This is a genomic window from Kitasatospora sp. GAS1066B (genome assembly GCF_041262605.1).
GTDB lineage: Bacteria > Actinomycetota > Actinomycetes > Streptomycetales > Streptomycetaceae > Kitasatospora.
In genome coordinates this window covers 47,830-71,984 of record NZ_JBGCCO010000029.1, presented here as the reverse complement: position 1 = coordinate 71,984, position 24,155 = coordinate 47,830, and the positions used below count along the sequence as shown (strand labels likewise).

Annotated in this window: 22 protein-coding genes; 20 read left to right on the top strand and 2 right to left on the bottom strand. The window is 72.2% G+C overall.

Going from position 1 to position 24,155, the window contains the following annotated elements; translation table 11 throughout:
- Positions 1–69: 69 nt before the first annotated feature.
- Positions 70–1,473, bottom strand: coding sequence for a lipase maturation factor family protein (locus ABH937_RS28505; RefSeq protein ID WP_280694573.1), 1,404 nt, complete (start codon positions 1,471–1,473; stop codon positions 70–72).
- 128 nt (positions 1,474–1,601) lie between these two features.
- Between ABH937_RS28505 and ABH937_RS28500 the strand changes: the two genes are divergently transcribed.
- From ABH937_RS28500 to ABH937_RS28485, 4 genes are all read left to right on the top strand, one after another.
- Positions 1,602–2,708: an aminopeptidase P family protein gene (locus tag ABH937_RS28500; RefSeq protein WP_280694574.1), complete on the top strand. Its 1,107-nt coding sequence runs from the start codon at positions 1,602–1,604 to the stop codon at positions 2,706–2,708.
- A gap of 71 nt (positions 2,709–2,779) precedes the next feature.
- Positions 2,780–3,346, top strand: coding sequence for an elongation factor P (gene efp, locus ABH937_RS28495; protein ID WP_280694575.1), 567 nt, complete (start codon positions 2,780–2,782; stop codon positions 3,344–3,346).
- A 2-nt stretch (positions 3,347–3,348) separates the two neighbouring features.
- Complete coding sequence (gene nusB / locus ABH937_RS28490) at positions 3,349–3,792, top strand: transcription antitermination factor NusB (protein WP_280694576.1); 444 nt, start codon at positions 3,349–3,351, stop codon at positions 3,790–3,792.
- A 103-nt stretch (positions 3,793–3,895) separates the two neighbouring features.
- Complete coding sequence (locus tag ABH937_RS28485; protein WP_370219964.1) at positions 3,896–4,765, top strand: thioesterase family protein; 870 nt, start codon at positions 3,896–3,898, stop codon at positions 4,763–4,765.
- 104 nt (positions 4,766–4,869) lie between these two features.
- Here ABH937_RS28485 and ABH937_RS28480 read toward each other — a convergent pair whose 3' ends face one another.
- Positions 4,870–5,373, bottom strand: coding sequence for a transcriptional regulator (locus ABH937_RS28480; RefSeq protein ID WP_035840801.1), 504 nt, complete (start codon positions 5,371–5,373; stop codon positions 4,870–4,872).
- A gap of 328 nt (positions 5,374–5,701) precedes the next feature.
- Between ABH937_RS28480 and pyrR the strand changes: the two genes are divergently transcribed.
- The 16 genes from pyrR (at position 5,702) to ABH937_RS28400 (ending at position 24,079) form a co-directional block, all read left to right on the top strand.
- The gene (pyrR, locus tag ABH937_RS28475; RefSeq protein ID WP_280694578.1) at positions 5,702–6,310 is read left to right on the top strand and encodes a bifunctional pyr operon transcriptional regulator/uracil phosphoribosyltransferase PyrR; all 609 of its coding nucleotides are present in this window, start codon (positions 5,702–5,704) and stop codon (positions 6,308–6,310) included.
- A gap of 7 nt (positions 6,311–6,317) precedes the next feature.
- Entirely contained in the window at positions 6,318–7,319 is a 1,002-nt protein-coding gene (locus ABH937_RS28470) for an aspartate carbamoyltransferase catalytic subunit (RefSeq protein ID WP_370219963.1), read from the top strand.
- A complete protein-coding gene (locus ABH937_RS28465; protein ID WP_280694580.1) occupies positions 7,316–8,620 on the top strand; it encodes a dihydroorotase in 1,305 nt (434 codons plus the stop codon). The genes ABH937_RS28470 and ABH937_RS28465 overlap by 4 nt, the downstream gene beginning before the upstream one ends.
- Positions 8,621–8,640: 20 nt before the next feature.
- Positions 8,641–9,180 (top strand): hypothetical protein, encoded by a 540-nt coding sequence (locus ABH937_RS28460; protein ID WP_280694611.1) that lies wholly within the window; start codon positions 8,641–8,643, stop codon positions 9,178–9,180.
- On the top strand, positions 9,177–10,340 hold the full coding sequence (gene carA / locus ABH937_RS28455) for a glutamine-hydrolyzing carbamoyl-phosphate synthase small subunit (protein WP_280694581.1): 1,164 nt from the start codon (positions 9,177–9,179) through the stop codon (positions 10,338–10,340). The genes ABH937_RS28460 and carA overlap by 4 nt, the downstream gene beginning before the upstream one ends.
- A gap of 3 nt (positions 10,341–10,343) precedes the next feature.
- Entirely contained in the window at positions 10,344–13,652 is a 3,309-nt protein-coding gene (gene carB, locus ABH937_RS28450; protein ID WP_280694582.1) for a carbamoyl-phosphate synthase large subunit, read from the top strand.
- Positions 13,653–13,720: 68 nt separating this feature from the next.
- A complete protein-coding gene (locus tag ABH937_RS28445; RefSeq protein WP_280694583.1) occupies positions 13,721–14,815 on the top strand; it encodes a quinone-dependent dihydroorotate dehydrogenase in 1,095 nt (364 codons plus the stop codon).
- Positions 14,816–14,946: 131 nt separating this feature from the next.
- Positions 14,947–15,813 carry a dihydroorotate dehydrogenase electron transfer subunit gene (locus tag ABH937_RS28440; protein WP_280694584.1) on the top strand — a complete coding sequence of 289 codons (867 nt, stop codon included), beginning with the start codon at positions 14,947–14,949 and terminating at the stop codon, positions 15,811–15,813.
- Complete coding sequence (locus ABH937_RS28435) at positions 15,813–16,772, top strand: dihydroorotate dehydrogenase (protein ID WP_280694585.1); 960 nt, start codon at positions 15,813–15,815, stop codon at positions 16,770–16,772. The genes ABH937_RS28440 and ABH937_RS28435 overlap by 1 nt, the downstream gene beginning before the upstream one ends.
- 9 nt (positions 16,773–16,781) lie before the next feature.
- Positions 16,782–17,618: an orotidine-5'-phosphate decarboxylase gene (pyrF, locus tag ABH937_RS28430; RefSeq protein ID WP_280694586.1), complete on the top strand. Its 837-nt coding sequence runs from the start codon at positions 16,782–16,784 to the stop codon at positions 17,616–17,618.
- Between the two features lie 267 nt (positions 17,619–17,885).
- Entirely contained in the window at positions 17,886–18,212 is a 327-nt protein-coding gene (mihF, locus tag ABH937_RS28425; RefSeq protein ID WP_280694587.1) for an integration host factor, actinobacterial type, read from the top strand.
- An 84-nt stretch (positions 18,213–18,296) separates the two neighbouring features.
- The gene (gene gmk, locus ABH937_RS28420) at positions 18,297–18,854 is read left to right on the top strand and encodes a guanylate kinase (RefSeq protein WP_280694588.1); all 558 of its coding nucleotides are present in this window, start codon (positions 18,297–18,299) and stop codon (positions 18,852–18,854) included.
- 33 nt (positions 18,855–18,887) lie between these two features.
- Positions 18,888–19,154, top strand: a complete 267-nt coding sequence (gene rpoZ, locus ABH937_RS28415; RefSeq protein WP_035795751.1) for a DNA-directed RNA polymerase subunit omega — start codon at positions 18,888–18,890, stop codon at positions 19,152–19,154.
- 106 nt (positions 19,155–19,260) lie between these two features.
- On the top strand, positions 19,261–20,493 hold the full coding sequence (gene coaBC, locus ABH937_RS28410; protein ID WP_370219962.1) for a bifunctional phosphopantothenoylcysteine decarboxylase/phosphopantothenate--cysteine ligase CoaBC: 1,233 nt from the start codon (positions 19,261–19,263) through the stop codon (positions 20,491–20,493).
- A gap of 138 nt (positions 20,494–20,631) precedes the next feature.
- Positions 20,632–21,825: a methionine adenosyltransferase gene (gene metK / locus ABH937_RS28405; protein WP_280694590.1), complete on the top strand. Its 1,194-nt coding sequence runs from the start codon at positions 20,632–20,634 to the stop codon at positions 21,823–21,825.
- Positions 21,826–21,994: 169 nt separating this feature from the next.
- Positions 21,995–24,079, top strand: coding sequence for a primosomal protein N' (locus tag ABH937_RS28400; RefSeq protein ID WP_370219961.1), 2,085 nt, complete (start codon positions 21,995–21,997; stop codon positions 24,077–24,079).
- The last annotated feature ends 76 nt before the right edge of the window (positions 24,080–24,155 follow it).

Here is a 24,155-nt window from a genome sequence, read left to right as displayed (position 1 = left end):
GACACATATCTTGATGTCAAGATATTTAAGTTCGACAGACCGGTCAGGCGCGGCCCTCGATCGCCCGGGTCACAGCCGCTTCACCGGTGCCAGGTAGACCCGCAGCCGGGTGCGGTGCCACCAGGCCCCGGTGGCCCGCCGCTCCGGCCAGGTGGTGAACCGGTAGCGGTAGAGCACCGCTCGCACCTGGGCGGGTGGCGCGTGCGGGAACGGGTTGTGCCGCAGCAGCCGCAGCGTCGCCCGGTCACCCGCCAGCAGCCGCTCGGCGAACGGCCGCAGCCACGGGCGCGCGTACGCCGGGGAGATCCCGGCGAACCACATCAGCCAGTCCAGCCGCAGGTGGTAGGGCGCGAACTGGCGCGGCCGCCGCCGCACGTCCCCGGGCTTGCCGCGGAACTCGTACTCCCGCCACACCGTGGTCGGCGTCAGCCGCTCCTCGTCGGTGCCCTCGACGACCACCTCGAAGCGGATCCGGTTGATGCTGCCGAACGCGCCGTAGGTGTTCACCAGGTGCAGCTGGTTGAACGAGTAGTTCATCAGCTGACCGCGCGACAGCAGGTTGCGGGCCGGCCGGTAGCTCAGCCAGAGCACCAGCGCGGTCGCGCCCAGCACCAGCACCTCGTACCAGAGCGGCGCCCGCGCGGTGGCCAGGTGTCCGGCACCGGGCAGCCGCAGCGCGCCGAAGGCCAGCGTGATGGTCAGCCAGTTGAGCCAGGCGAAGTTGCCGGAGGCGACCAGCCAGAGCTGGGTGACCACCATCGCGCCCGCCGCCCAGGAGGCGATCGGCTGCGGGGTGAAGAGGAGCACCGGCAGGCCCAGCTGGGCGAGGTGGTTGGCAGCCGCCTCGACCCGGTGCAGCGGCATCGGCAGGTGGTGGAAGTACCAGCTCAGCGGCCCGGGCATGGGCTGGGTCTCGTGGTGGTACCGCAGGCAGGTCAGGTCCCGCCAGCAGCGGTCGCCGCGCAGCTTGATCAGCCCGGCCCCGAACTCGACCCGGAAGAGCAGCCAGCGGAACAGGAAGAGCACCAGGACCGGGGGAGCGACCTTCGCGTTGCCCAGGAACACGGCCAGGAACCCGGCCTCCAGCAGCAGCGACTCCCAGCCGAAGGAGTACCAGGTCTGCCCGACGTTGACGATCGACAGGTAGAGCAGCCAGAGCAGCGCCCAGAGCAGCATCGAGGCCCAGAGCGGCACCAGGTCCGCCAGCCCCGCCGCCACGGCGGCCGCGAGCGAAGCCCCGCCCCAGGCGACGACAGCGAAGCCGCGGTCCGAGTAGCCGAACTGGAAGAGGCTCGGCGCCTCCCAGAAGGTGCGGTGGCGCAGATGGCGCGGCACCGGCAGCATGCCCCGCGAGCCGATCAACGCCCGGAACTGCCGGGCCGCCGCCAGGAAGCCGACCAGGTAGACAACGGCCAGCAGCCGCAGCAGCACCAGCCGGCTGAGCGCGTACCCGGGCGCCGTGAACCACTCCACCCGCCCATCTGACCACCGCCGCGCCCGGCTCGCGGCCCACCGCGCCGCAGCGGTGCGCCAAGCCACCGCCACGCCGCCCGGCCCAGCAGAACGGGCGCCCGGGGCCCCGGCTGCCTAGGCTTCCTGACATGTCTGATGCGCACGCGGCCCGCCGGGAACGGCTGAGCCAGTACTGCAGCGCGGGCGGCGCGGACGCGGCGCTGATCACCAAGGCCGCCAACGTCCGCTACCTCACCGGCTGTGCCCCGTGCGGCGCGACCCTGCTGCTCACCCGCGAGCGCGCACTGCTGGTGCTGCCCGCCGAGCTGCCGCCCGACGACACCGGCGAGCACCCCTACGCCGCCGAGCTGCCGCACCTGGTGGCCGGGCCGGACCAGGACACCGCAGAGGCCGCCGCCGAGGCCGCCGCCCGCCTCGGAGTGGCGGACCTCGCGGTGGAGGAGCACGACCTGACGGTCAGCCGGCACCGGGCGATCGCCGAGCGGGTCGGCGGCGCCCGGCTGGCCGACCTGCAGCGCGCGGTGGAGCGGCTGCGGGTGGTCAAGGACGAGCGGGAGATCGCCGAGCTGCGGATCGCCGCCGAGATCGGCGACCAGGCGCTCGGCGAGCTGCTGGAGTCGATCCTGGTCGGCCGCACCGAGCGGCACCTGGCGATGGAGCTGGAGCGCCGGATGATCGACCACGGCGCGGACCGGGCGGGCTACCCGGTCTCGGTCGGCACCGGCAGCCACTCGGGCCGCGGCGCCCACCAGCCGACCGACCGCCGGGTTGAGGAGGGCGACTTCCTGACCGTCTCGCTCGGCGCCCAGTACCGCGGCTACTCGGTCTGCACCACCCGCACCTTCGTGATCGGCGCCGCTCCGGCGGCCTGGCAGGTCGAGCTGCACCGGTTGGTCTTCGAGGCCCAGCGGGCCGGCCGCGAGGCGCTGCTCCCGGGCGTGCCGGGCAGCGCGCCGGACCGGGCGGCCCGCGAGGTGCTGCTGGCCGGTGGCCATCAGGAAGACCTGCCCAGACCGTTCGGGCACGGTGTGGGCCTGGAGGTGCGGGAGGCGCCGCAGCTGGGACCCGCCGAGATGGGTAAACTGGACAATCGCGTGCCGGTCACCGTCGGCCCAGGGGTACACCTCCCGGGCCGTGGCGGGGTCCGGATCGAGGACACGCTCGTGGTGCGCCCCCTCGAAGAGGGCGGTCCCGAGCTGCTCACCATCACCACCAAGGAGCTCCTCGCCCTGTGACCACCGGTCCCGGTGGGGGCAGGCGCGCACCCTTGGTTCCTTGACAGCTATATCCAGGAGTAAGTGCGCCCGTGGCTTCCACGAACGATCTCAAGAACGGCATGGTCCTCAAGCTCGACAACGACCAGCTCTGGTCCGTCGTCGAGTTCCAGCACGTCAAGCCGGGCAAGGGCCCCGCCTTCGTGCGCACCAAGCTCAAGCACGTGCTGAGCGGCAAGGTTGTCGACAAGACGTTCAACGCGGGCACCAAGGTCGAGACCGCCAATGTCGACAAGCGCGGCATGCAGTTCTCGTACAAGGACGGCGAGCAGTTCGTGTTCATGGACATGGACACCTACGACCAGCTGATGATCGGCCCCGAGGTCGTCGGCGACGCCGCCAAGTACCTGCTGGAGGGCTTCGAGGCCCTGGTCGCCGTGCACGAGGGCGCTCCGCTCTACATCGAGCTGCCGGCCGCCGTCGAGCTGGTCATCGAGTTCACCGAGCCCGGCCTGCAGGGCGACCGCTCCACCGGCGGCAGCAAGCCCGCCCGCCTGGAGACCGGTGCCGAGATCCAGGTCCCGCTCTTCATCAACCAGGGCGAGAAGATCAAGGTCGACACCCGTGATGGCAGCTACCTCGGCCGGGTGAACAAGTAACCGTGGCGTCCGCACGCACCAAGGCGCGCACGCACGCCTTCCAGATCCTCTTCGAGGCCGACGGCCGGGGCGTCGACCCGCTGTCGGTACTCGCCGGCTGGGTCGCCCGGGCCCGGGAGCCCAAGCCGGACGAGGGTGTGCCGCAGGTCGGCGAGTACACCATGCAGCTGGTCGAGGGCTACGTGAAGCACGCCCGCCGGATCGACGAGCTGATCTCGACCTACGCGGTCGGCTGGACGCTCGACCGGATGCCGGCCGCGGACCGCAACGTCCTGCGGCTCGGCGCCTACGAGCTGATCTGGGAGGACGGCGTCCCGGACGCGGTCGTCCTGGACGAGGCGGTGGAGATCGCCAAGGAGTTCTCCACGGACGACTCGCCGGCCTTCGTGAACGGGCTGCTGGCCCGCTTCATGGAGCTCAAGCCGTCGATCCGCCGGGATCTCTGAACAGCGCGCTCATGCCCTTCGATGGCCGTCGGACCTTCCGGTCCGGCGGCCATTACGCATATCTTGTTACTGATCAGTAGCTAACCCGAAGGGCGCCGCTCCCATGACCAGAGTGACCACTGCGACCACCGCGACCGTGCTCGACAGCGAGTTCGACCGGGCCGTCGCCCTCGAACCGGACCCCGACCGCGCCGGGCACCACCTCGGTGAGCTGGGCGCCGGCTGGCAGATCGGCGGCGGGATCAACGGCGGACTACTGCTGGCCGTGGCCGCCAACGCGCTGCGCCGGGAACTGCCCGGGCACCCCGATCCGCTCTCGATCAGCTGCTACTACCTCTCCGCCTCGGTCCCCGGCCCGCTCTCGGTGCGCACCGAGACCGTCCGGCGGGGCCGCACGCTCTCCAACGCGACCGCCTCGCTCCACCAGCGGGACGCGGACGGCACCGAGGTCGAGCGGCTGAGAGTGCTGGCCGCTTACGGCGATCTGGCCGCGCTGGACGGCGAGGTGCGCACCTCGGCCGTCGCGCCCGAGCTGCCGCCGGTCGAGCGGTGCATCGGCATCGAGCACGCCCCGCCCGGGCTGCTCGACCAGGCCGCCCTGCTGGAGCGCTTCGACCTGCGGCTGGACCCCGGCACGGTCGGCTGGGCGGTCGGGCAGCCGGCTCAGCTGGGCCGGATCCAGGGCTGGTTCAAGCTGGCCGACGGGCGCGAGCCGGACCCGCTCTCGCTGCTGCTGGTCGCCGACGCGCTGCCGCCGGTCACCTTCGACCTCGGGATGCCCGGCTGGGCCCCGACCATCGAGCTGACCGTGCACCTGCGCGCCCGGCCGGCCCCGGGCTGGCTGCGGGTCAGCCACGCCACCCGGAACCTGGCCGGCGGCCACTTCGAGGAGGACTGCGAGATCTGGGACTCGACCGGCCGCCTGGTTGCCCAGTCGCGCCAGCTGGCCCGCGCGCCCCGCGCACAGGCCTGACGCCGCGCACGCCCGGGCGCACGCCGGGAGTGCGCAGACGCCGACGGCGCGGTCCCCCGGGACCGCGCCGTGACGTTTCTTCAGTTGCCGAAGGGGCGAGCGGGTCAGCTCGCGTCCTCCTCGCGCACCGCGCGGCGGGCGTCAGAGTTCAGCACGCCCCAGCTGATCAGCTGCTCGGTGAGGATGGACGGCGACTGGTCGTAGATCACGGCCAGCGTGCGCAGGTCGTCCTGGCGGATCGAGAGCACCTTGCCGTTGTAGTCACCGCGCTGCGACTGGATGGTCGCGGCGTAGCGCTGCAGCGGGCCGGCCTTCTCGGAGGGGACCTGGGTCAGTCTCTCCAGGTCCAGCACCAGGCGCGGCGGCGGCTCGGCCGCGCCGCCAGGGGTGCCGCCGGGCAGCAGCTCCTGAACCGGGACGCCGTAGAACTCGGCCAGTTCGGCCAGCCGCTGCACCGTCACAGCACGGTCGCCACGCTCGTAGGAGCCGACGACGACCGCCTTCCAGCGCCCCTGGGACTTCTCCTCGACGCCGTGCAGGGAGAGACCCTGCTGAGTGCGGATAGCTCGGAGTTTGCCTCCGAGCTGCTTCGCGTAGTCGCTGGACATTGTTCTCCCCGGACGAGAAATTCTTGATCATGTCGGTCACGGGGGGAGCGAGGGATGGCCCGGCTTCCCAAGGCGTCCTACCGGTGGGTTCGACGTCTATTCCGTAACTCACTGTGAGGTTACGTAGAGTAAGGTAGCTCCGTCAAGCCGAATGGGGCAGCCGTGCGAATGGTCTGCTACCTGTACGTGAACACGACACAAAGGGTGTCGGGCGGCCCATGATCGCCCTGGTAGCATGGACGCGGCTCGCGCCACGTTCGGGCGGCCAACACTTTCAGACATCCTTTAAGGCCCGTCCAGTGAGGCGGGGAAGGAGGTCCGCTTCGGCATGACCACACAGACTGACGCTCCCCGTCCGCCCCACCAGGTGCTGGACGGCGCGGACATCGCCCGGGTGATCACCCGGATCGCGCACGAGATCGTCGAACGCGCCAAGGGCGCCGACGATGTGGTGCTGCTCGGCATCCACACCCGCGGTGTCCACCTCGCCCGCCGGCTGCACGCCAGGCTGACGCAGATCACCGGCCGCGAGATCCCGCTCGGCACGCTCGACATCACCATGTACCGGGACGACCTGCGGCTCAAGCCCGCCCGCGCCCTGGAGCACACCGAGATCCCGGCCGGCGGGATCGACGGCAAGCTGGTGATCCTGATCGACGACGTGCTCTTCTCCGGCCGCACCATCCGCGCCGCACTCGACGCGCTCGGCGACATCGGCCGGCCCCGCGCGGTGCAACTCGCCGTCCTGGTCGACCGGGGCCACCGCGAGCTGCCGATCCGCGCCGACTACGTGGGCAAGAACCTGCCCACCTCGCTGCGCGAGGCCGTGCAGGTCCGGCTCTCCGACGCCGACGGCATGGACGCCGTGCTGGTCGGCGACCGCGACTACGCCGCCCGCAGCTCGCAGGCTCTGGCCGCCCCCACCCTCCCGGAGTAGAAGCACCGTGATGCGCCACCTCGTCTCCGCCGCCGACCTCAGCCGCGACGACGCGCTGCTGATCCTGGATACCGCCGAGGAGCTGGCCCAGCTCTCCGGACGGGCCGTCAAGAAGCTCCCCACGCTGCGCGGCCGCACCGTCGTGAACCTCTTCTTCGAGGACTCCACCCGCACCAAGACCTCCTTCGAGGTCGCCGAGAAGCGCCTGAGCGCCGACGTGATCAACTTCGCCGCCAAGGGCTCCTCGGTGGCCAAGGGCGAGAGCCTCAAGGACACCGCGCTGACCCTGCAGGCGATGGGCGCCGACGCGGTCGTGATCCGGCACCACGCCTCCGGCGCCCCGGCCCGGCTGGCCCAGTCCGACTGGCTGCACGGCAGCGTGATCAACGCCGGCGACGGCACCCACGAGCACCCGACCCAGGCCCTGCTGGACGCCTTCACCATGCGCCGGCACCTCAACCCGGGGCTGGGCAACGATCTCGCCGGGCGCCGGATCACCATCGTCGGCGACGTGCTGCACAGCCGGGTGGCCCGCTCCAACGTGCTGCTGCTGCAGACCCTGGGCGCCCACGTGACCTTCGTGGCCCCGCCCACGCTGCTGCCGATCGGCATCAAGAACTGGCCCTGCGAGGTCTCCTACGACCTGGACGCCGCGCTCGCCAAGACCGACGCGCTGATGATGCTGCGGGTCCAGCGCGAGCGGATGAACGCCGCGTTCTTCCCCACCGAGCGCGAGTACTCGCGCCGCTACGGCCTGCACGCGGGCCGCCTGGCCAAACTGCCCGAGCACGCCATCGTGATGCACCCGGGTCCGATGGTGCGCGGCATGGAGATCACCGCAGAGGTGGCCGACTCGCCGCGCTGCACCGTGGTCGAGCAGGTCGCCAACGGCGTGTCGATCCGGATGGCCGTGCTGTACCTCCTGCTCGGCGGCGCCGTCTTCACCGACAGCCCCGCCGAGGCAGCCCGCACCGAAACACGTACCGAGATGAACGAGGCCGCCCAGTGACCAGCTACCTGATCCGCAACGCCCAGCTCCTCGGCGGCCCCGCGCAGGACATCCACATCGCCGACGGCGTGATCCGCGAGATCGGCACCGGCCTGGCGATCGAGGCCGACGTCGACATCGACGCGCACGGCCTGATCGCGCTGCCCGGCCTGGTCGACCTGCACACCCACCTGCGCGAGCCGGGCCGGGAGGACGCCGAGACGGTGCTGACCGGCACCCAGGCCGCCGCCAAGGGCGGCTACACCGCCGTGCACGCGATGGCCAACACCTTCCCGGTCGCCGACACCGCGGGCGTGGTCGAGCAGGTCTGGCGGCTCGGCCAGGCCTCCGGCTACTGCGACGTGCAGCCGGTCGGCGCCGTCACGGTGGGCCTGGAGGGCAAGAAGCTCGCCGAGCTGGGCGCCATGCACGACTCCGCCGCCGGAGTGCGGGTCTTCTCCGACGATGGCAAGTGCGTGGACGACGCGGTGATCATGCGCCGCGCGCTGGAGTACGTGAAGGCCTTCGACGGCGTCGTCGCCCAGCACGCGCAGGAGCCCCGGCTCACCGAGGGCGCCCAGATGAACGAGGGCCAGGTCTCCGGCGAGCTCGGTCTCGGCGGCTGGCCGGCCGTCGCCGAGGAGGCGATCATCGCCCGTGACGTGCTGCTCGCCGCGCACGTCGGCTCCCGGCTGCACGTCTGCCACGTCTCCACGGCCGGCTCGGTGGAGCTGATCCGCTGGGCCAAGGCCAAGGGCTGGGACGTCACCGCCGAGGTGACCCCGCACCACCTGCTGCTCACCGACGAGCTGGTCCGCAGCTACGACCCGGTCTACAAGGTGAACCCGCCGCTGCGCACCGCCGAGGACGTGCACGCGCTGCGCGAGGCGCTGGCCGACGGCACCATCGACGCGGTGGCCACCGACCACGCCCCGCACCCGGCGGAGGACAAGGACTGCGAGTGGGCGGCCGCCGCGATGGGCATGGTCGGCCTGGAGACCGCGCTCTCGGTGGTCCAGCAGGCGATGGTCGAGACCGGCCTGCTGAACTGGGAGGGCGTGGCGGACCGGATGTCGCACCGCCCCGCGCGGATCGGCCGGCTCAGCGGGCACGGACGCCCCGTCTCGGTCGGTGAGCCGGCCAACCTGGTGCTCTTCGATCCCGCGTACCGTGGCACCGTGAATCCGGACAGCTTCGCCACCCGCAGTCGCAACACTCCCTACCGCGGGCTGGACCTGCCCGGTCGGGTGCACGCCACGTTCCTGCGCGGGGCGGCCACCGTGCTGGCCGGCGAGCTGGTCGAGCCGGGCGAGCTGGCGTGAACGGCACCGAGCTGGCCGTCATGCACAAGGCGCAGGTGCACAACTGGCCCGACTACATCGGCTGGTCGGTCGGCCTGCTGATCGTGGTCGCGGTCGTCTACTGGCTGATGCGCCAGGGCTGGAACTGGCGCCGCACCCTGCAGTCCGATCTTCCGGAGCTGCCCGCCGTGCCGAGCGAGATCGGCACACCCATCCTGGAGAGCAGCGGCCGCTACCACGGCAGCACGACCGCCGGGAACTGGCTCGACCGGGTGGTGGCCCACGGCCTGGGCAGCCGGAGCCTGGCGGAGCTGACGCTGACCGAGCGCGGGCTGCTGGCCCGCCGCCCGGGGGCCGAGGACCTCTGGCTGCCCGTCGAGGACCTGACGGGTGCTCGGACCGACTCCGGCATCGCCGGCAAGGTCGTGCCGTCCGGGCTGCTGGTGGTCGGCTGGCAGCTCGCCGGCACCGCGCTGGACTCCGGATTCCGGCTGGACCGCCCGGACGAGCACGCGGCCTGGGTCACGGCCGTGGCTCAACTCGCAACACGTACGACGAAGACGGAAGGCGTAACACCATGACCGCACCTGCCCCCACCACGCCGCGCCCCTGGCGGGAGCGTGTGCCTGCCGTGCTGGTCCTGGAGGACGGTCGAACCTTCCGCGGCCAGGCCTACGGCGCGACCGGCGAGACCTTCGGCGAGGCGGTCTTCAACACCGGCATGTCCGGCTACCAGGAGACCCTGACCGACCCGTCCTACCACCGCCAGGTGGTGGTCATGACGGCTCCGCAGATCGGCAACACCGGCTGGAACGACGAGGACGACGAGTCCAAGCAGATCTGGGTGGCCGGCTACGTGGTCCGCGACCCCGCCCGGGTGCCCTCCAACTGGCGTTCGCGCCGCTCGCTGGACGCCGAGCTGGCGACCCAGGGCGTGGTCGGGATCAGCGGCATCGACACCCGCGCGCTCACCCGCCACCTGCGCGAGCGCGGGGCGATGCGGGTCGGCATCTTCTCCGGCGAGCGGTTGGCCGAGCCGGCCGAGCTGCTGGCCCGGGTGCTTCAGGCCCCGGAGATGAAGGGCGCCGACCTGTGCGCCGAGGTCGCCACCACCGAGCCCTACGTGGTGCCGGCGATCGGTGCGAAGCGTTTCACCGTCGCGGCCCTGGACCTCGGGATCAAGGCGATGACCCCGCAGCGGATGGCCGAGCGCGGCATCGAGGTGCACGTGCTGCCGGCCAACTCGACCGTCGAGGACCTCTACGCGGTCGACCCGGACGGCGTCTTCTTCTCCAACGGCCCGGGCGACCCGGCCACCGCCGACCACCAGGTGGCGGTGCTGCGCGAGGTGCTGAGCCGCAAGACCCCGTTCTTCGGGATCTGCTTCGGCAACCAGATCCTCGGCCGGGCGCTGGGCTTCGGCACCTACAAGCTCAAGTACGGCCACCGCGGCATCAACCAGCCGGTGCAGGACCGCACCACCGGCAAGGTCGAGGTCACCGCGCACAACCACGGCTTCGCCGTGGAGGCACCGCTGGACCAGGTGAGCCAGACCCCGTTCGGGCGCGCCGAGGTCTCCCACGTCTGCCTGAACGACGACGTGGTCGAGGGCCTGCAGTGCCTGGACACGCCCGCCTTCAGCGTGCAGTACCACCCCGAGGCGGCGGCCGGTCCGCACGACGCCGCCTACCTGTTCGATCGGTTCGTAGAGCTGATGACCCGCACCACCGCAGGGAGCTGACCCGTGCCCAAGCGCACTGACATCAAGTCCGTTCTGGTCATCGGTTCCGGCCCGATCGTGATCGGCCAGGCGGCCGAGTTCGACTACTCCGGCACCCAGGCCTGCCGCGTGCTGCGGGCCGAGGGCCTGCGGGTCGTGCTGGTGAACTCCAACCCGGCGACGATCATGACCGACCCGGAGATCGCCGACGCCACCTACGTCGAGCCGATCACCCCCGAGTTCGTCGAGAAGATCATCGCCAAGGAGCGCCCCGACGTGCTCCTGCCCACCCTGGGCGGCCAGACCGCGCTGAACACCGCGATCTCGCTGCACCAGGCGGGCACCCTGGAGAAGTACGGCGTGGAGCTGATCGGCGCCAACGTCGAGGCGATCAACAAGGGCGAGGACCGCCAGCTGTTCAAGGAGGTCGTCGAGGCCGTCAACGCCAAGATCGGCCACGGCGAGTCGGCCCGCTCGGTGATCTGCCACTCGATGGACGACGTGATCGCGGGCGTCGAGACGCTCGGCGGCTACCCGGTCGTGGTCCGCCCCTCCTTCACCATGGGCGGCGCCGGCTCCGGCTTCGCGCACGACGAGGAGGACCTGCGCCGGATCGCCGGCCAGGGCCTGACCCTGTCGCCGACCACCGAGGTGCTCCTGGAGGAGTCCATCCTCGGCTGGAAGGAGTACGAGCTCGAGCTGATGCGCGACAAGAACGACAACGTCGTGGTCGTCTGCTCGATCGAGAACTTCGACCCGATGGGCGTGCACACCGGCGACTCGATCACCGTCGCGCCGGCCATGACGCTGACCGACCGCGAGTACCAGATCCTGCGCGACATCGGCATCGCGGTGATCCGCGAGGTCGGCGTCGACACCGGTGGCTGCAACATCCAGTTCGCGGTCAACCCGGAGGACGGCCGGGTCATCGTGATCGAGATGAACCCCCGGGTCTCCCGCTCCTCGGCGCTCGCCTCCAAGGCCACCGGCTTCCCGATCGCCAAGATCGCCGCCAAGCTGGCCGTCGGCTACACCCTGGACGAGATCCCCAACGACATCACCGAGCAGACGCCGGCTTCCTTCGAGCCGACCCTGGACTACGTGGTGGTCAAGGTCCCGCGGTTCGCCTTCGAGAAGTTCCCGTCGGCCGACGCCACGCTGACCACCACCATGAAGTCGGTCGGCGAGGCCATGGCGATGGGCCGCAACTTCCCCGAGGCGCTGAACAAGGCGCTGCGCTCGCTGGAGAAGAAGGGCTCCCAGTTCAGCTGGATCGGCGAACCGGGCGAGAAGGACGAGCTGCTGACGAAGGCTCAGGTCCCGACCGACGGTCGGATCAACACCGTGATGCAGGCGATCCGGGCCGGCGCCACCCAGGAGGAGGTGTTCGAGGCCACCAAGATCGACCCGTGGTTCGTCGACCAGCTCTTCCTGCTGAACGAGATCGCCGCGGAGCTGGCCCAGACCGCCGAGCTCGACCCCGAGCTGCTGCGCCACGCCAAGCGGCACGGCTTCTCCGACCAGCAGATCGGCGAGATCCGCGGCCTCAAGCCGGACGTGGTCCGCGAGGTGCGGCACGCGCTCGGCATCCGCCCGGTCTTCAAGACGGTCGACACCTGCGCCGCCGAATTCGCCGCCAGGACCCCGTACTTCTACTCCTCCTATGACGAGGAGAACGAGGTCGCCCCGCGCACCAAGCCCGCGGTGATCATCCTCGGCTCGGGTCCGAACCGGATCGGCCAGGGCATCGAGTTCGACTACTCCTGCGTGCACGCCTCCTTCGCGCTCGCCGAGGCCGGCTACGAGACCGTCATGGTCAACTGCAACCCGGAGACCGTCTCCACCGACTACGACACCTCCGACCGGCTCTACTTCGAGCCGCTCACCCTGGAGGACGTGCTGGAGATCGTGCACGCCGAGTCGCAGGCGGGGCCGCTGGCCGGCGTGATCGTGCAGCTCGGCGGCCAGACCCCGCTCGGCCTGGCGCAGGCGCTCAAGGACAACGGCGTGCCGATCGTCGGCACCCAGCCCGAGGCGATCGACCTCGCCGAGGAGCGCGGCGCGTTCGGCCGGGTGCTGCGGGACGCCGGCCTGCCGGCCCCCAAGCACGGCACCGCCTTCTCCTTCGAGGAGGCCAAGGCGATCGCCGACGAGATCGGCTACCCGGTGCTGGCCCGCCCGTCCTACGTGCTCGGCGGGCGCGGCATGGAGATCGTCTACGACGAGCCCAGCCTCGCCTCCTACCTGGAGCGGCACGCCGGGCTGATCTCCGAGCACCCGGTGCTGATCGACCGCTTCCTGGACGACGCGGTGGAGATCGACGTCGACGCGCTCTACGACGGCACCGAGCTCTACCTCGGCGGCGTGATGGAGCACATCGAGGAGGCCGGCATCCACTCGGGCGACTCGGCCTGCGCGCTGCCGCCGATCACCCTGGGCGGCTACGACATCAAGCGGCTGCGGACCTCCACCGAGGCGATCGCCCGCGGCGTCGGGGTGCGCGGTCTGATCAACATCCAGTTCGCGCTGGCCGGGGACATCCTCTACGTCCTGGAGGCCAACCCGCGCGCCTCCCGGACCGTCCCGTTCACCTCCAAGGCGACCGCCGTGCCGCTGGCCAAGGCGGCGGCCCGGATCTCGCTCGGCGCCACCATCGCCGAGCTGCGCGCCGAGGGCATGCTGCCGGCCGAGGGCGACGGCGGCACGCTGCCGGCCGACTGCCCGATCTCGGTCAAGGAGGCCGTGATGCCGTGGAGCCGCTTCCGCGACATCCACGGGCGCGGCGTGGACACCGTGCTCGGCCCGGAGATGCGCTCGACCGGTGAGGTCATGGGCATCGACACGGTCTTCGGCACCTCCTACGCCAAGGCCCAGGCCGGCGCCTACGGCGCGCTGCCGACCAAGGGCAAGGTCTTCGTCTCGGTGGCCAACCGGGACAAGCGCAACCTGGTCTTCCCGGCCCGGGCGCTGGTCGAGCTGGGCTTCGAGGTGCTCGCCACGGCCGGCACCGCCGAGGTGCTGCAGCGCGGCGGCATCCCGTCCACGCTGGTGCGCAAGCACAGCGAGGGCCAGGGCCCGAACGGCGAGCGGACCATCGTGCAGCTGATCCACGACGGCGAGGTCGACCTGATCATCAACACGCCGTACGGCACCGGCGGCCGCCTGGACGGCTACGAGATCCGCACCGCCGCGGTCTCCCGGGGCGTGCCCTGCCTGACCACCGTGCAGGCGATGGGCGCGGCCGTGCAGGGCATCGACGCGATGACCCGGGGCGACGTCGGGGTGATGTCGCTGCAGGAGCACGCGGCGCTGATCAACTCCAGCCGCAAGTAGCAGGATCCTGTGTGGGAGGCACCCGGTCCGGGTGCCTCCCACACCCATGTGAGGAAGGCGCCGCGCGCGTGTACAAGCAGCTTTTCAACCTGGTCTTCCGCAAGATGGACCCCGAGAAGGCCCACCACCTGGCCTTCTTCTGGATCCGGCTGGCCGCCTCGGTGCCGGGCCTGCGCCAGCTGGTCGCCCTGGTGCTCGCGCCGCGCGACGCGGCGCTGCGCACCACCGCGCTCGGCCTGGACCTGCCGGGTCCGTTCGGGCTCGGCGCCGGCTTCGACAAGAACGCGATCGGGATCGACGGCCTGGCGATGCTCGGCTTCGACTACGTGGAGATCGGCACGGTCACCGGTGAGCCGCAGCCCGGCAACCCGGCGCCGCGGCTCTTCCGGCTGGTCGAGGACCGCGCGCTGATCAACCGGATGGGCTTCAACAACCAGGGCTCGGCCCGGATCGCGGCCCGCCTCGCGCAGCGCCAGCGCGGCTCGATGTCGCCGGTGGTCGGGGTGAACATCGGCAAGACCAAGGTGGTGGAGGAGGCCGACGCGGTCGCCGACTACGTCAAGAGCACCGAGCGGCTGGCCAAGCACGCGGACTACCTGGTGGTCAACGTCTCCTCGCCGAACACCCCGGGGCTGCGCAACCTCCAGGCCGTCTCGCACCTGGGCCCGCTGCTGAGCGCCGTGCGCGCGGCCGCCGACCAGGCCACCGCGCACCACGTGCCGCTGCTGGTGAAGATCGCGCCCGACCTGGCCGACGAGGACGTGGACGCGGTCGCCGATCTGGCGCTGGAGCTCGGCCTGGACGGCATCATCGCCACCAACACCACGATCGGCCGCGAGGGCCTGCTGGCGCCGGCCGCCCGGATCGAGCAGATCGGCATGGGCGGGCTCTCCGGGGCGCCGCTGAAGGACCGCTCGCTGGAGGTGCTCAAGCGGCTGCGCAAGCGGACCGAGGGGCGCCTGGTGCTGGTCTCGGTCGGCGGGATCGAGACCGCCGAGGACGCCTGGCAGCGGATCGTGGCCGGCGCCGACCTGGTCCAGGGGTACACCGGGTTCATCTACGAGGGCCCGTTCTGGATGCGCCGGGTGCACCAGGGGCTGGGCCGGCGGCTGCGGCAGGCGGGCTTCAAGAGCATTGCCGAGGCGGTGGGTTCGGGCGCCTGAGGGCCGTACCCGAATTGACATGATCATCTGATGATCTGTCATAAATCGGGGCAATGTGACATTCGCCGGACGGGTTTGGGAGAGTTCCGGGAGCCAGCGAACCGACAGGACCGGTCGAAAGGGGCCCAAGGATGGCCAACCCCCTGCAGCTGCGGGCCGAGGTGCTCGCCAACCACCCCGAAGGGGCCTGCCACCGCTTGGTGCTGCACGCCCCCGGTGTGCCGCAGCGGGTGCGGCCCGGGCACTTCGCCACCCTGGCGGTGGGCGACGAGAGCTCGGCGCTGCCACTGCGCCGGGCCTTCTCGATCCACCGGGCCGACCCGGCGGCCGGCACCGTCGAGCTGGTGATCGCCGCTCGCGGGGCCGGCAGCCGGCAGCTGGCCGCTGCCCGGGTGGGCGAGCGGCTCGACCTGATCGCCCCGCTCGGCACCCCCTTCCCGCTGCCGGACGGCCCGGTCAGCGCGCTGCTGGTGGCCGGTGGCCACCGCGGCGCGCCGCTCTTCGCGCTCGGCGCCGAGATCCAGCGGCGCGGCGGGCAGGTCGGCTTCCTGCTGGCCGCTGCCACCGCCGAGCGGCTGTACGGGGTCGAGCAGGCCCGGGCGCTCACCCAGGACGTGCTGGTGCTCACCGAGGACGGCTCGCTCGGCCTGACCGGCCGGGCGACCGACCCGCTGGCCGAGGCGATCCGGGCGATCGGGGCCGGCGTGGTCTACGCCTGCGGGCCGATGGGGATGCTGCGGCAGGTCACCGAGATCGCCGCCGAGCAAGGGGTGCGCACCCACGTCGCGGTCGAGGCGGCGATGGCCTGCGGCACCGGGATCTGCATGACCTGCGTGCTGCCGGTGGTCGGCGAGGACGGCCGCAGCCGTTTCGTGCGGGCCTGCACCGACGGGCCGGTGTTCGAGGGCGCCAGGGTGCGCTGGGCGGACATCGGGACGGTGCCCGCCGACCTGGAAGGCGCCGCGGCGATGCGCGGTGCGACGGGGGGAGAGGCCTGATGGACCCGCAGGACGTCGACCTCAGCGCCCCGCTCGGCGCGCTCACCCTGCCCAACCCGCTCAGCACCGCCTCCGGCTGCGCGGGCTACGGGCGCGAGCTGGCCAGATTCGTCCCGCTGGACGAGTTGGGCACCGTCACGACCAAGACGATCATGCCCTACCCCCGGTCCGGCGAGGCCACCCCGCGGATGGCCGAGACGCCCGCCGGGATGCTCAACTCGATCGGGCTGCAGGGCTCGGGCATCGAGCACTTCGTCCGGCACGAGCTGCCCTGGCTGGCCGAGCGCGGCGCCCGGGTGCTGGTCTCGATCGCCGGTCAGCGCCTGGAGGAGTTCACCGAGACGGCCGAGCGGCTGAACGGACAGCCGGGCCTGGTCGGCCTGGAACTCAACATCTCCTGCCCCAACCTGGCCGACCGCGGCCTGGTCTTCGGCCGCAATCCCGCCACCTCGTACGACGTGGTGCGCGCGGTGCGCAAGGTCGCCGACCCCGAACTGCCCATCTACGCCAAGCTCTCGCCCGACGTCACCTCGATCACCGAGATCGCCGCCGCCTGCGGGCACGCCGGGGCCGACGGCCTGTCGATGATCAACACCGCCCTGGGCCTGGCCGTCGACCTGGACACCATGCGCCCCGCGCTGGCGGCCGGCGCCGGCGGGCTCTCCGGGCCCGCGCTGCGCCCGATCGCGGTGCGCTGCGTCTACGAGGTGCACGCCGCGATGCTCGCCGGGCGGATCCCGCAGGTGCCGATCCTCGGCATGGGTGGCATCCGCAGCGGCCGGGACGCGCTGGAGTTCACCCTGGCCGGGGCCAGCGGGGTGGCGGTGGGGACCGCCCTCTTCCAGGACCCGGCCGCGCCGCGGCGGATCCTCGCCGAGCTGCGCACCGAGCTGGCCGCCCGCGGCTTCGCCAAGTACACCGACGCGGTGGGGTTCGCCCACCGCCCCGACCCGTCCTGAAAGGACGTCATGACTCTCGCCCCCTTCGGCGCCCGGCTGCGCCAGGCCATGGACGACCGCGGCCAGCTCTGCGTCGGCATCGACCCGCACGCCGCCCTGCTCTCCGCCTGGGGTCTGGGCGACGACCTGGCCGGCCTGGAGGCCTTCAGCCGCACCGTGGTCGAGGCGCTCGCCGACCGGGTCGCCGTGCTCAAGCCGCAGGCCGCCTTCTTCGAGCGGTTCGGCAGCAAGGGCGTCGCCGTGCTGGAGCGCACCGTCGCCGAGGCCCGGGCGGCCGGCGCGCTGGTGCTGATGGACGCCAAGCGCGGCGACATCGGCTCGACCATGGCCGCCTACGCCGAGGCCTTCCTGCGGCCCGACAGCCCGCTCTTCTCCGACGCCCTCACGGTCAGCCCCTACCTCGGCTTCGGTTCGCTGCGCCCGGCGCTCGACCTGGCCCGCGAGCAGGGCTGCGGCATCTTCGCGCTCGCCCTCACCTCCAACCCCGAGGGCTTCGAGGTGCAGCGCGCCGTGGCCGCGGACGGGGTGAGCGTGGCGCAGCGGGTGCTGCGCCACCTGGCGGCCGAGAACGCCGACGCCCGGCCGCTCGGCTCGTTCGGCGCGGTGGTCGGCGCGACGCTGGCCGACGCGGGCGTGGACCTGGCGATCAACGGCCCGCTGCTGGCCCCCGGAATCGGCGCCCAGGGCGCGACCATGGCCGACCTGCCGCGGGTCTTCGGGGCGGCCGTACCCGACGTGGTACCGAGCGTCAGCCGCGATGTGCTCAAGCACGGACCCTCGGTCACGGCGCTGCGGGAGGCCGCACAGCGCTTCGTCGACGATGTGAGGGCTGTCACACTCGCTTGACGAACAGGGCCCAAACCGGGCCGATTTCTCCCGAAAAGTCCTGGCCTACCTGTGCTGACCAGGACTTTTCGGCTTCTTTTCCTGACGTGGGCGCGCAATCCGGGTAGTGTCCGGCGGTAGGTACCCACGGCGGTGAGTTTCTCGTTGCTCTCGCAGGTCAGAGCGGCTAGGTTCCACTGCGGTCGCAGCCTCAACAGGCTGTGGCAGGCGCCTGGTTCGACCAATGTCCTAGCACTTCAATTCCTTCCAGACCCTGAGGTGAACGGCGTGGCTCTTCCGCCCCTTACCCCTGAACAGCGCGCGGCCGCGCTGGCCAAGGCCGCCGAGGCTCGCCGGGAGCGCGCCGAGGTGAAGAACCGGCTCAAGCACTCGGGCGCCTCCCTGCACGAGGTGATCAAGGCCGGCAAGGCCGACAACGAGGTCATCGGCAAGATGAAGGTCTCCGCGCTGCTGGAGAGCCTCCCGGGCGTCGGCAAGGTCCGCGCCAAGCAGATCATGGAGCGGCTCGGCATCAGCGAGAGCCGTCGGGTTCGCGGCCTCGGCACGAACCAGATCGCCTCCCTGGAGCGGGAGTTCGGCGGCACGCCGTCCTGATCGGGGGCCGACCGGTTCGCCGGTCGTTCGGCCGACCGCCTCCCGGTGGTCTCCGGTTCGTCCAGAATCCGGGATAATCGGGGCATGAGTGAACGTCCGCGGCTGACCGTGCTCTCCGGCCCTTCGGGGGTCGGCAAGAGCACGGTCGTCGCTCATCTGAGGCAGCAGCATCCCGAGGTCTGGCTCTCGGTGTCGGCGACCACCCGGCACCCGCGGCCCGGCGAGAAGGACGGGGTCCACTACCACTTCGTCGACAGCGACGAGTTCGACAAGCTGGTCGCCAACGGCGAACTGCTGGAGTGGGCCGTCTTCGCCGGCAACAAGTACGGCACCCCGCGCGCGGCGGTCGAGGAGAAGCTGGAGCGCGGCGTACCCGTGGTGCTGGAGATCGACCTGCAGGGTGCGCGCCAGGTGCGGGAGTCGATGCCGCAGGCGCAGCTGGTCTTCCTGGCCCCGCCGAGCTGGGAGGAGCTGGTGCGCCGGCTCACCGGGCGCGGCACCGAACCGCAGGAGGTCATCGACGAGCGGCTGGCCGCCGCGAAGGTCGAGCTGGCGGCGGAGCCGGAGTTCGACACCACGCTGGTGAACAACTCGGTCGAGCAGGTGACGGCCGAGCTGCTAGCCTTGCTCGGTGTAGCCTGACCTTTTCTTTTCCATCTTTCGGAAGGTTTTCGCGTGTCCTCTTCTATGACCGCGCCCGAGGGCATCATCAACCCGCCGATCGACGAGCTGCTTGAGGCCACGGACTCGAAGTACAGCCTGGTGATCTACGCGGCCAAGCGCGCGCGTCAGATCAACGCGTACTACTCGCAGCTGGGCGAGGGTCTGCTGGAATACGTCGGCCCGCTGGTCGACACCCACGTGCACGAGAAGCCGCTGTCGATCGCGCTGCGCGAGATCAACGCCGGCATGCTGACCGCCGAGGCCGTCGACGTCGCCTGACGGCAGCGTCTGATGCGCACAGGCTGATGTGCCTTCAAGGGGCCCACCGGATCCGTCCGGTGGGCCCCTTGGCATGTCCGGGGGCTGGTGGCTCTAAGGTGAGCTGGTGAGTGAGACGAGCCCCTCGCGGCAGCCCCAGGTGGTCCTCGGTGTCAGCGGCGGGATCGCCGCCTACAAGGCGTGCGAGCTGCTGCGCCGGTTCAGCGAGTCCGGGCACCAGGTCACCGTGGTCCCGACCGCGGCGGCGCTGCACTTCGTCGGCGAGGCCACCTGGGCCGCGCTCTCCGGCCGGCCGGCCGCCACCGAGACCTGGGACCGGGTGCACGAGGTCCCGCACGTGCGGATCGGGCAGCGGGCCGACCTGGTGGTGGTCGCGCCCGCCACCGCCGACCTCCTCGCCAAGGCCGCCCACGGCCTGGCCGACGACCTGCTCACCAACACCCTGCTGACCGCCCGCTGCCCGGTGGTCTTCGCGCCCGCGATGCACACCGAGATGTGGGAGCACGCCGCGACCCAGGAGAACGTCGCCACCCTGCGCCGGCGCGGCGCGATCGTGCTGGAACCGGCGGTCGGCAGGCTGACCGGGGTGGACACCGGCAAGGGCCGGCTGCCCGATCCGGACGCGATCTTCGCCGCCTGCCGCCGGGTGCTGTCCGGCCGTGCGGGGCAGGCCGACCTGGCCGGCCGTCACGTGGTCGTCTCGGCCGGTGGCACCCGTGAGCCGCTGGACCCGGTGCGCTACCTGGGCAACCGCTCCTCCGGCAAGCAGGGCTACGCACTCGCCGTGACCGCCGCCGCGCGCGGCGCCCGGGTCACCCTGCTGGCCGCCAACGTGGAGCTGCCGGACCCGGCCGGGGTGGCTGTGGTCAACATCACCACCGCCCTCGAGCTGCGCGAAGCCGCCGTGAAGGCGGCGGCCGAGGCGGACGTGGTGGTGATGGCCGCCGCGGTCGCCGACTTCCGGCCGGCCGAGTACGCCGCGGTGAAGATCAAGAAGAAGGACGGTGCGGAGCCCGCGCCGGTCGCCCTGGTGCGCAATCCGGACATCCTCGCCGAGCTGTCCGGCAGCCGGGCGCGCCCCGGACAGCTGGTGGTCGGCTTCGCCGCCGAGACCGACCAGGTGCTGGCCAACGGTCGGGCCAAGCTGGCCCGCAAGGGTTGCGACCTGCTGGTGGTGAACGAGGTGGGCGAGGGCCGGGCCTTCGGTACGGACACCAACGAGGCCGTGGTGCTGGGCGCCGACGGTTCCGAGACGCCGATCGCGCCGGGGCCCAAGGAGGACGTCGCGGACGCGATCTGGGATCTGGTGGCCGCGCGGCTCGGGGTGCCCAGCCACTGAGACAACGCGTCCATAAACGTGCCGGGGAGTGTTGATCGGCGATAGCCGACCGTTACACTCCAGGAATCAAGTCTTTCCGGATGCCCCGGCCCGGCCGGGAGCGTTCAGTCAGCAGCCGCTGCAACCCCAGGGAGCGCTGTGTCTCGCCGCCTGTTCACCTCGGAGTCCGTCACCGAGGGACACCCCGACAAGATCGCTGACCAGATCAGCGACACCATCCTCGACGCCCTCCTCAAGGACGACCCGACCTCCCGGGTCGCCGTGGAGACGCTGATCACCACTGGCCAGGTGCACGTCGCCGGTGAGGTCACCACCAAGGCGTACGCGCCGATCGCGCAGCTGGTCCGGGAGAAGATCCTGGAGATCGGGTACGACAGCTCGAAGAAGGGCTTCGACGGCGCCTCCTGCGGCGTCTCGGTCTCGATCGGGTCGCAGTCCCCGGACATCGCGCAGGGTGTGGACAGTGCTCACGAACACCGCGTCGAGGGCGACGAGGACGAGCTGGACCGTCAGGGCGCCGGCGACCAGGGTCTGATGTTCGGCTACGCGTGCGACGACACGCCCGAGCTGATGCCGCTGCCGATCACCCTGGCGCACCGCCTGTCGCGTCGGCTGACCGAGGTGCGCAAGAACGGGACCATCCCGTACCTGCGCCCGGACGGCAAGACCCAGGTCACCATCGAGTACGACGGCGACAAGGCCGTGCGCCTGGACACCGTGGTGGTCTCCACCCAGCACGCCAGCGACATCGACCTGGACTCGCTGCTGGCGCCCGACATCCGCGAGTTCGTGGTGGAGCCGGTGCTGGCCGGGCTGACCATCGACACCTCGGACTTCCGCCTGCTGGTGAACCCGACCGGCCGCTTCGAGATCGGCGGCCCGATGGGCGACGCCGGCCTGACCGGCCGCAAGATCATCATCGACACCTACGGCGGCATGGCCCGCCACGGTGGCGGCGCCTTCTCCGGCAAGGACCCGTCCAAGGTCGACCGCTCGGCCGCCTACGCGATGCGCTGGGTCGCCAAGAACATCGTCGCCGCGGGCCTGGCCACCCGCGCCGAGGTGCAGGTCGCGTACGCGATCGGCAAGGCGGAGCCGGTGGGCCTGTTCGTGGAGACCTTCGGCACCGAGACCGTCCCGGTGCTGAAGATCCAGGAGGCCGTCACCCAGGTCTTCGACCTGCGCCCGGCCGCGATCATCCGCGACCTGGACCTGCTGCGCCCGATCTACTCCCAGACCGCCGCCTACGGCCACTTCGGCCGTGAGCTGCCGGACTTCACCTGGGAGCGCACCGACCGCGCCGAGCAGCTGAAGGCGGCCGCTCAGGCCTGAGGCCGCGCCTGTTCGACAGACCGCAGCGGCGGTGACCTCCCGGCAGGGGGGCACCGCCGCTGCGGTCTGTCCGTGTCCGGACAGGACCTGGGTCTGGTGGTCCGGGCTGTCGGTGCGGCGTGGTACGACTGGAGCGATCAAGCTCGGCAGGAAGGGGGTGGAGAGGCAGATGAGCGGCGACGACACCCCGCCCGGCGGGCCGCCCGAGCAGCTGGCGCTGATCCGCGAGACGGTCCGCCGGGCCAAGCCGCGCACCTGGCGCGGGGCGCACCTGGCCGAGGAGCTGCCGGTGGCCCGCGTCGTGGTCGACAAGGGCCTGCTCCATCTCGACCAGTTCTTCGACTACGCCGTGCCCGTCGCGATGGCGGACCAGGCTCAGCCGGGCGTCCGGGTCCGAGTCCGGTTCGGGGCCCGGGTGGGCGCCGGCGGCCGCCGGGAGGGCGGCGAGCTGCACGACGGGTTCATCGTCGCCCGCCTCGCCGGCACCGACTACGCCGGGCCGCTGGCCCCGCTGGCCCAGGTGCTCTCGCCCGAGCGGGTGCTGACCCCGCACCTGCTGAAGCTCAGCCGGACCGTCGCCGACCGCTACGCCGGCACGCTGGCCGACGTGCTGCAGCTCGCCGTGCCGCCCCGGCACGCCAAGGCCGAGGCCGAGCCCTCGCCCGCCCCGCTGCCGCCGCCCGCCGCCCCGGCCGCCGGCGGCTGGCAGCGCTACCCGCAGGGCCCCGAGTACCTGACCGCGGTCACGGCCGGGCGCGCCCCGCGCGCGGTCTGGACGGCACTGCCGGGGCCCGACTGGCCGCGCGAGATCGCCACCGCCGTCGTCGCCGCGCTGGCCGGCGGTCGTGGCGCGCTGGTGGTGCTGCCCGACGGACGGGCCGTCGCCCGGGTCGACGCCGCCTTGACCGAGCTGCTCGGCGGCCCCGAGCGGCACGCCGTGCTGACCGCCGACCTCGGCCCGAAGGAGCGCTACCGCAACTGGCTGGCCGTCAGCCGGGGTTCGGTGCGCGCCGTGATCGGCACCCGCGCCACGGTCTTCGCACCGGTGCACGACCTCGGCCTGCTGATCGTCTGGTCGGACGGCGACAGCAGCCACAGCGACCCGCGCACCCCGCACCCGCACGTGCGCGAGGTCGCGCTGCTGCGTGCCGCGGAGGAGGGCGCCGCCGTGCTGCTCGGCGGGCTCGCGATGACGGTGGAGGGCGCGCAACTGCTGCGCACCGGCTGGGCGCGCCCGCTGGCCGCCGACCGGGCGACGGTCCGCGAGACCGCGCCCCGGGTGCGCACCGTCGAGGAGGGCGACCAGGCCAGGGACGCCGCGGCGCAGGCCGCCCGGCTGCCGACGGTGGCCTGGCAGGCGGCCCGGGAGGCGCTGCGCAGCGGTCCGGTGCTGGTCCAGGTGCCGCGCCGCGGCTACGTTCCCCGGCTGGCCTGCGGGCGTTGCCGCACCCCGGCCCGCTGCAGGCACTGCGCCGGGCCGCTGGAGGCGCTCGGCGCGGAGCAGGCGCTCCGGTGCGCCTGGTGCGGGATCGTCGCCGAGGACTGGCACTGCGAGGAGTGCGGCTCGTTCCGGCTGCGCGCGCAGGTGGTCGGCGCGAGGCGGACGGCCGAGGAGCTGGGCAAGGCGTTTCCCGGGATCCCGGTGCGCACCTCGGGCCGGGACGCGGTGCTGGCGAGCGTGCCGGGGGAGCCGGCTCTGGTGATCTCCACGCCCGGGGCCGAACCGGTGGCCGACGGCGGCGGGTACGCGGCCGCGCTGCTGCTGGACGGCTGGGCGCTGCTCGGCCGCCCCGACCTGCGCTCGGGTGAGGAGGCGCTGCGGCTCTGGCTGGCGGCCGCCGCGCTGGTCCGCCCGGCGGGGGAGGGCGGGCTGGTGGTGATCGTGGCCGAGCCCACCGCGCGGCCGGTGCAGGCACTGGTCCGCTGGGATCCGGCCGGGCACGCCGATCTGGAGCTGGCGGAGCGGGCCCAGCTCGGCTTCCCGCCGGTCTCCCGGATGGCGGCGGTCACCGGGACCCCGAGCGCGGTGGCCGATCTGCTGGCGGTGACCCGGCTGCCGGAGGGGGCGGATGTGCTCGGCCCGGTGCCGCTGCCGCCGCTGCGCGGCCAGGAGCAGGAGCGCGCGCTGTTGCGGGTGCGCCCCGGCCAGGGCGGTGCGCTGGCAGGGGCGTTGAAGGCGGCGCAGATCGCGCGGGTGGCGCTGCGCGGGGCGGAGCCGGTGAAGGTGCGGATCGATCCGCTGGACATCGGCTGAGGTGGTGTCGGCCGCCCCACCGGGCGGCCTCGGCGCCTGGCCGGGGCCCGCAGGGGGCCGGCCAGGCGCGCGCCGC

What these genes read in the sequence shown, in the direction of transcription:
- pyrF (WP_280694586.1), top strand. Translation starts at nt 16,782, where the DNA reads ATGACTCTCGCCCCCTTCGGCGCCCGGCTGCGCCAGGCCATGGACGAC.
- ABH937_RS28440 (WP_280694584.1), top strand. Translation starts at nt 14,947, where the DNA reads ATGGCCAACCCCCTGCAGCTGCGGGCCGAGGTGCTCGCCAACCACCCC.
- ABH937_RS28500 (WP_280694574.1), top strand. Translation starts at nt 1,602, where the DNA reads ATGTCTGATGCGCACGCGGCCCGCCGGGAACGGCTGAGCCAGTACTGC.
- ABH937_RS28480 (WP_035840801.1), bottom strand. Translation starts at nt 5,373, where the DNA reads ATGTCCAGCGACTACGCGAAGCAGCTCGGAGGCAAACTCCGAGCTATC.
- ABH937_RS28400 (WP_370219961.1), top strand. Translation starts at nt 21,995, where the DNA reads ATGAGCGGCGACGACACCCCGCCCGGCGGGCCGCCCGAGCAGCTGGCG.
- ABH937_RS28485 (WP_370219964.1), top strand. Translation starts at nt 3,896, where the DNA reads ATGACCAGAGTGACCACTGCGACCACCGCGACCGTGCTCGACAGCGAG.
- carA (WP_280694581.1), top strand. Translation starts at nt 9,177, where the DNA reads ATGACCGCACCTGCCCCCACCACGCCGCGCCCCTGGCGGGAGCGTGTG.
- ABH937_RS28435 (WP_280694585.1), top strand. Translation starts at nt 15,813, where the DNA reads ATGGACCCGCAGGACGTCGACCTCAGCGCCCCGCTCGGCGCGCTCACC.
- pyrR (WP_280694578.1), top strand. Translation starts at nt 5,702, where the DNA reads ATGACCACACAGACTGACGCTCCCCGTCCGCCCCACCAGGTGCTGGAC.
- gmk (WP_280694588.1), top strand. Translation starts at nt 18,297, where the DNA reads ATGAGTGAACGTCCGCGGCTGACCGTGCTCTCCGGCCCTTCGGGGGTC.
- ABH937_RS28460 (WP_280694611.1), top strand. Translation starts at nt 8,641, where the DNA reads ATGCACAAGGCGCAGGTGCACAACTGGCCCGACTACATCGGCTGGTCG.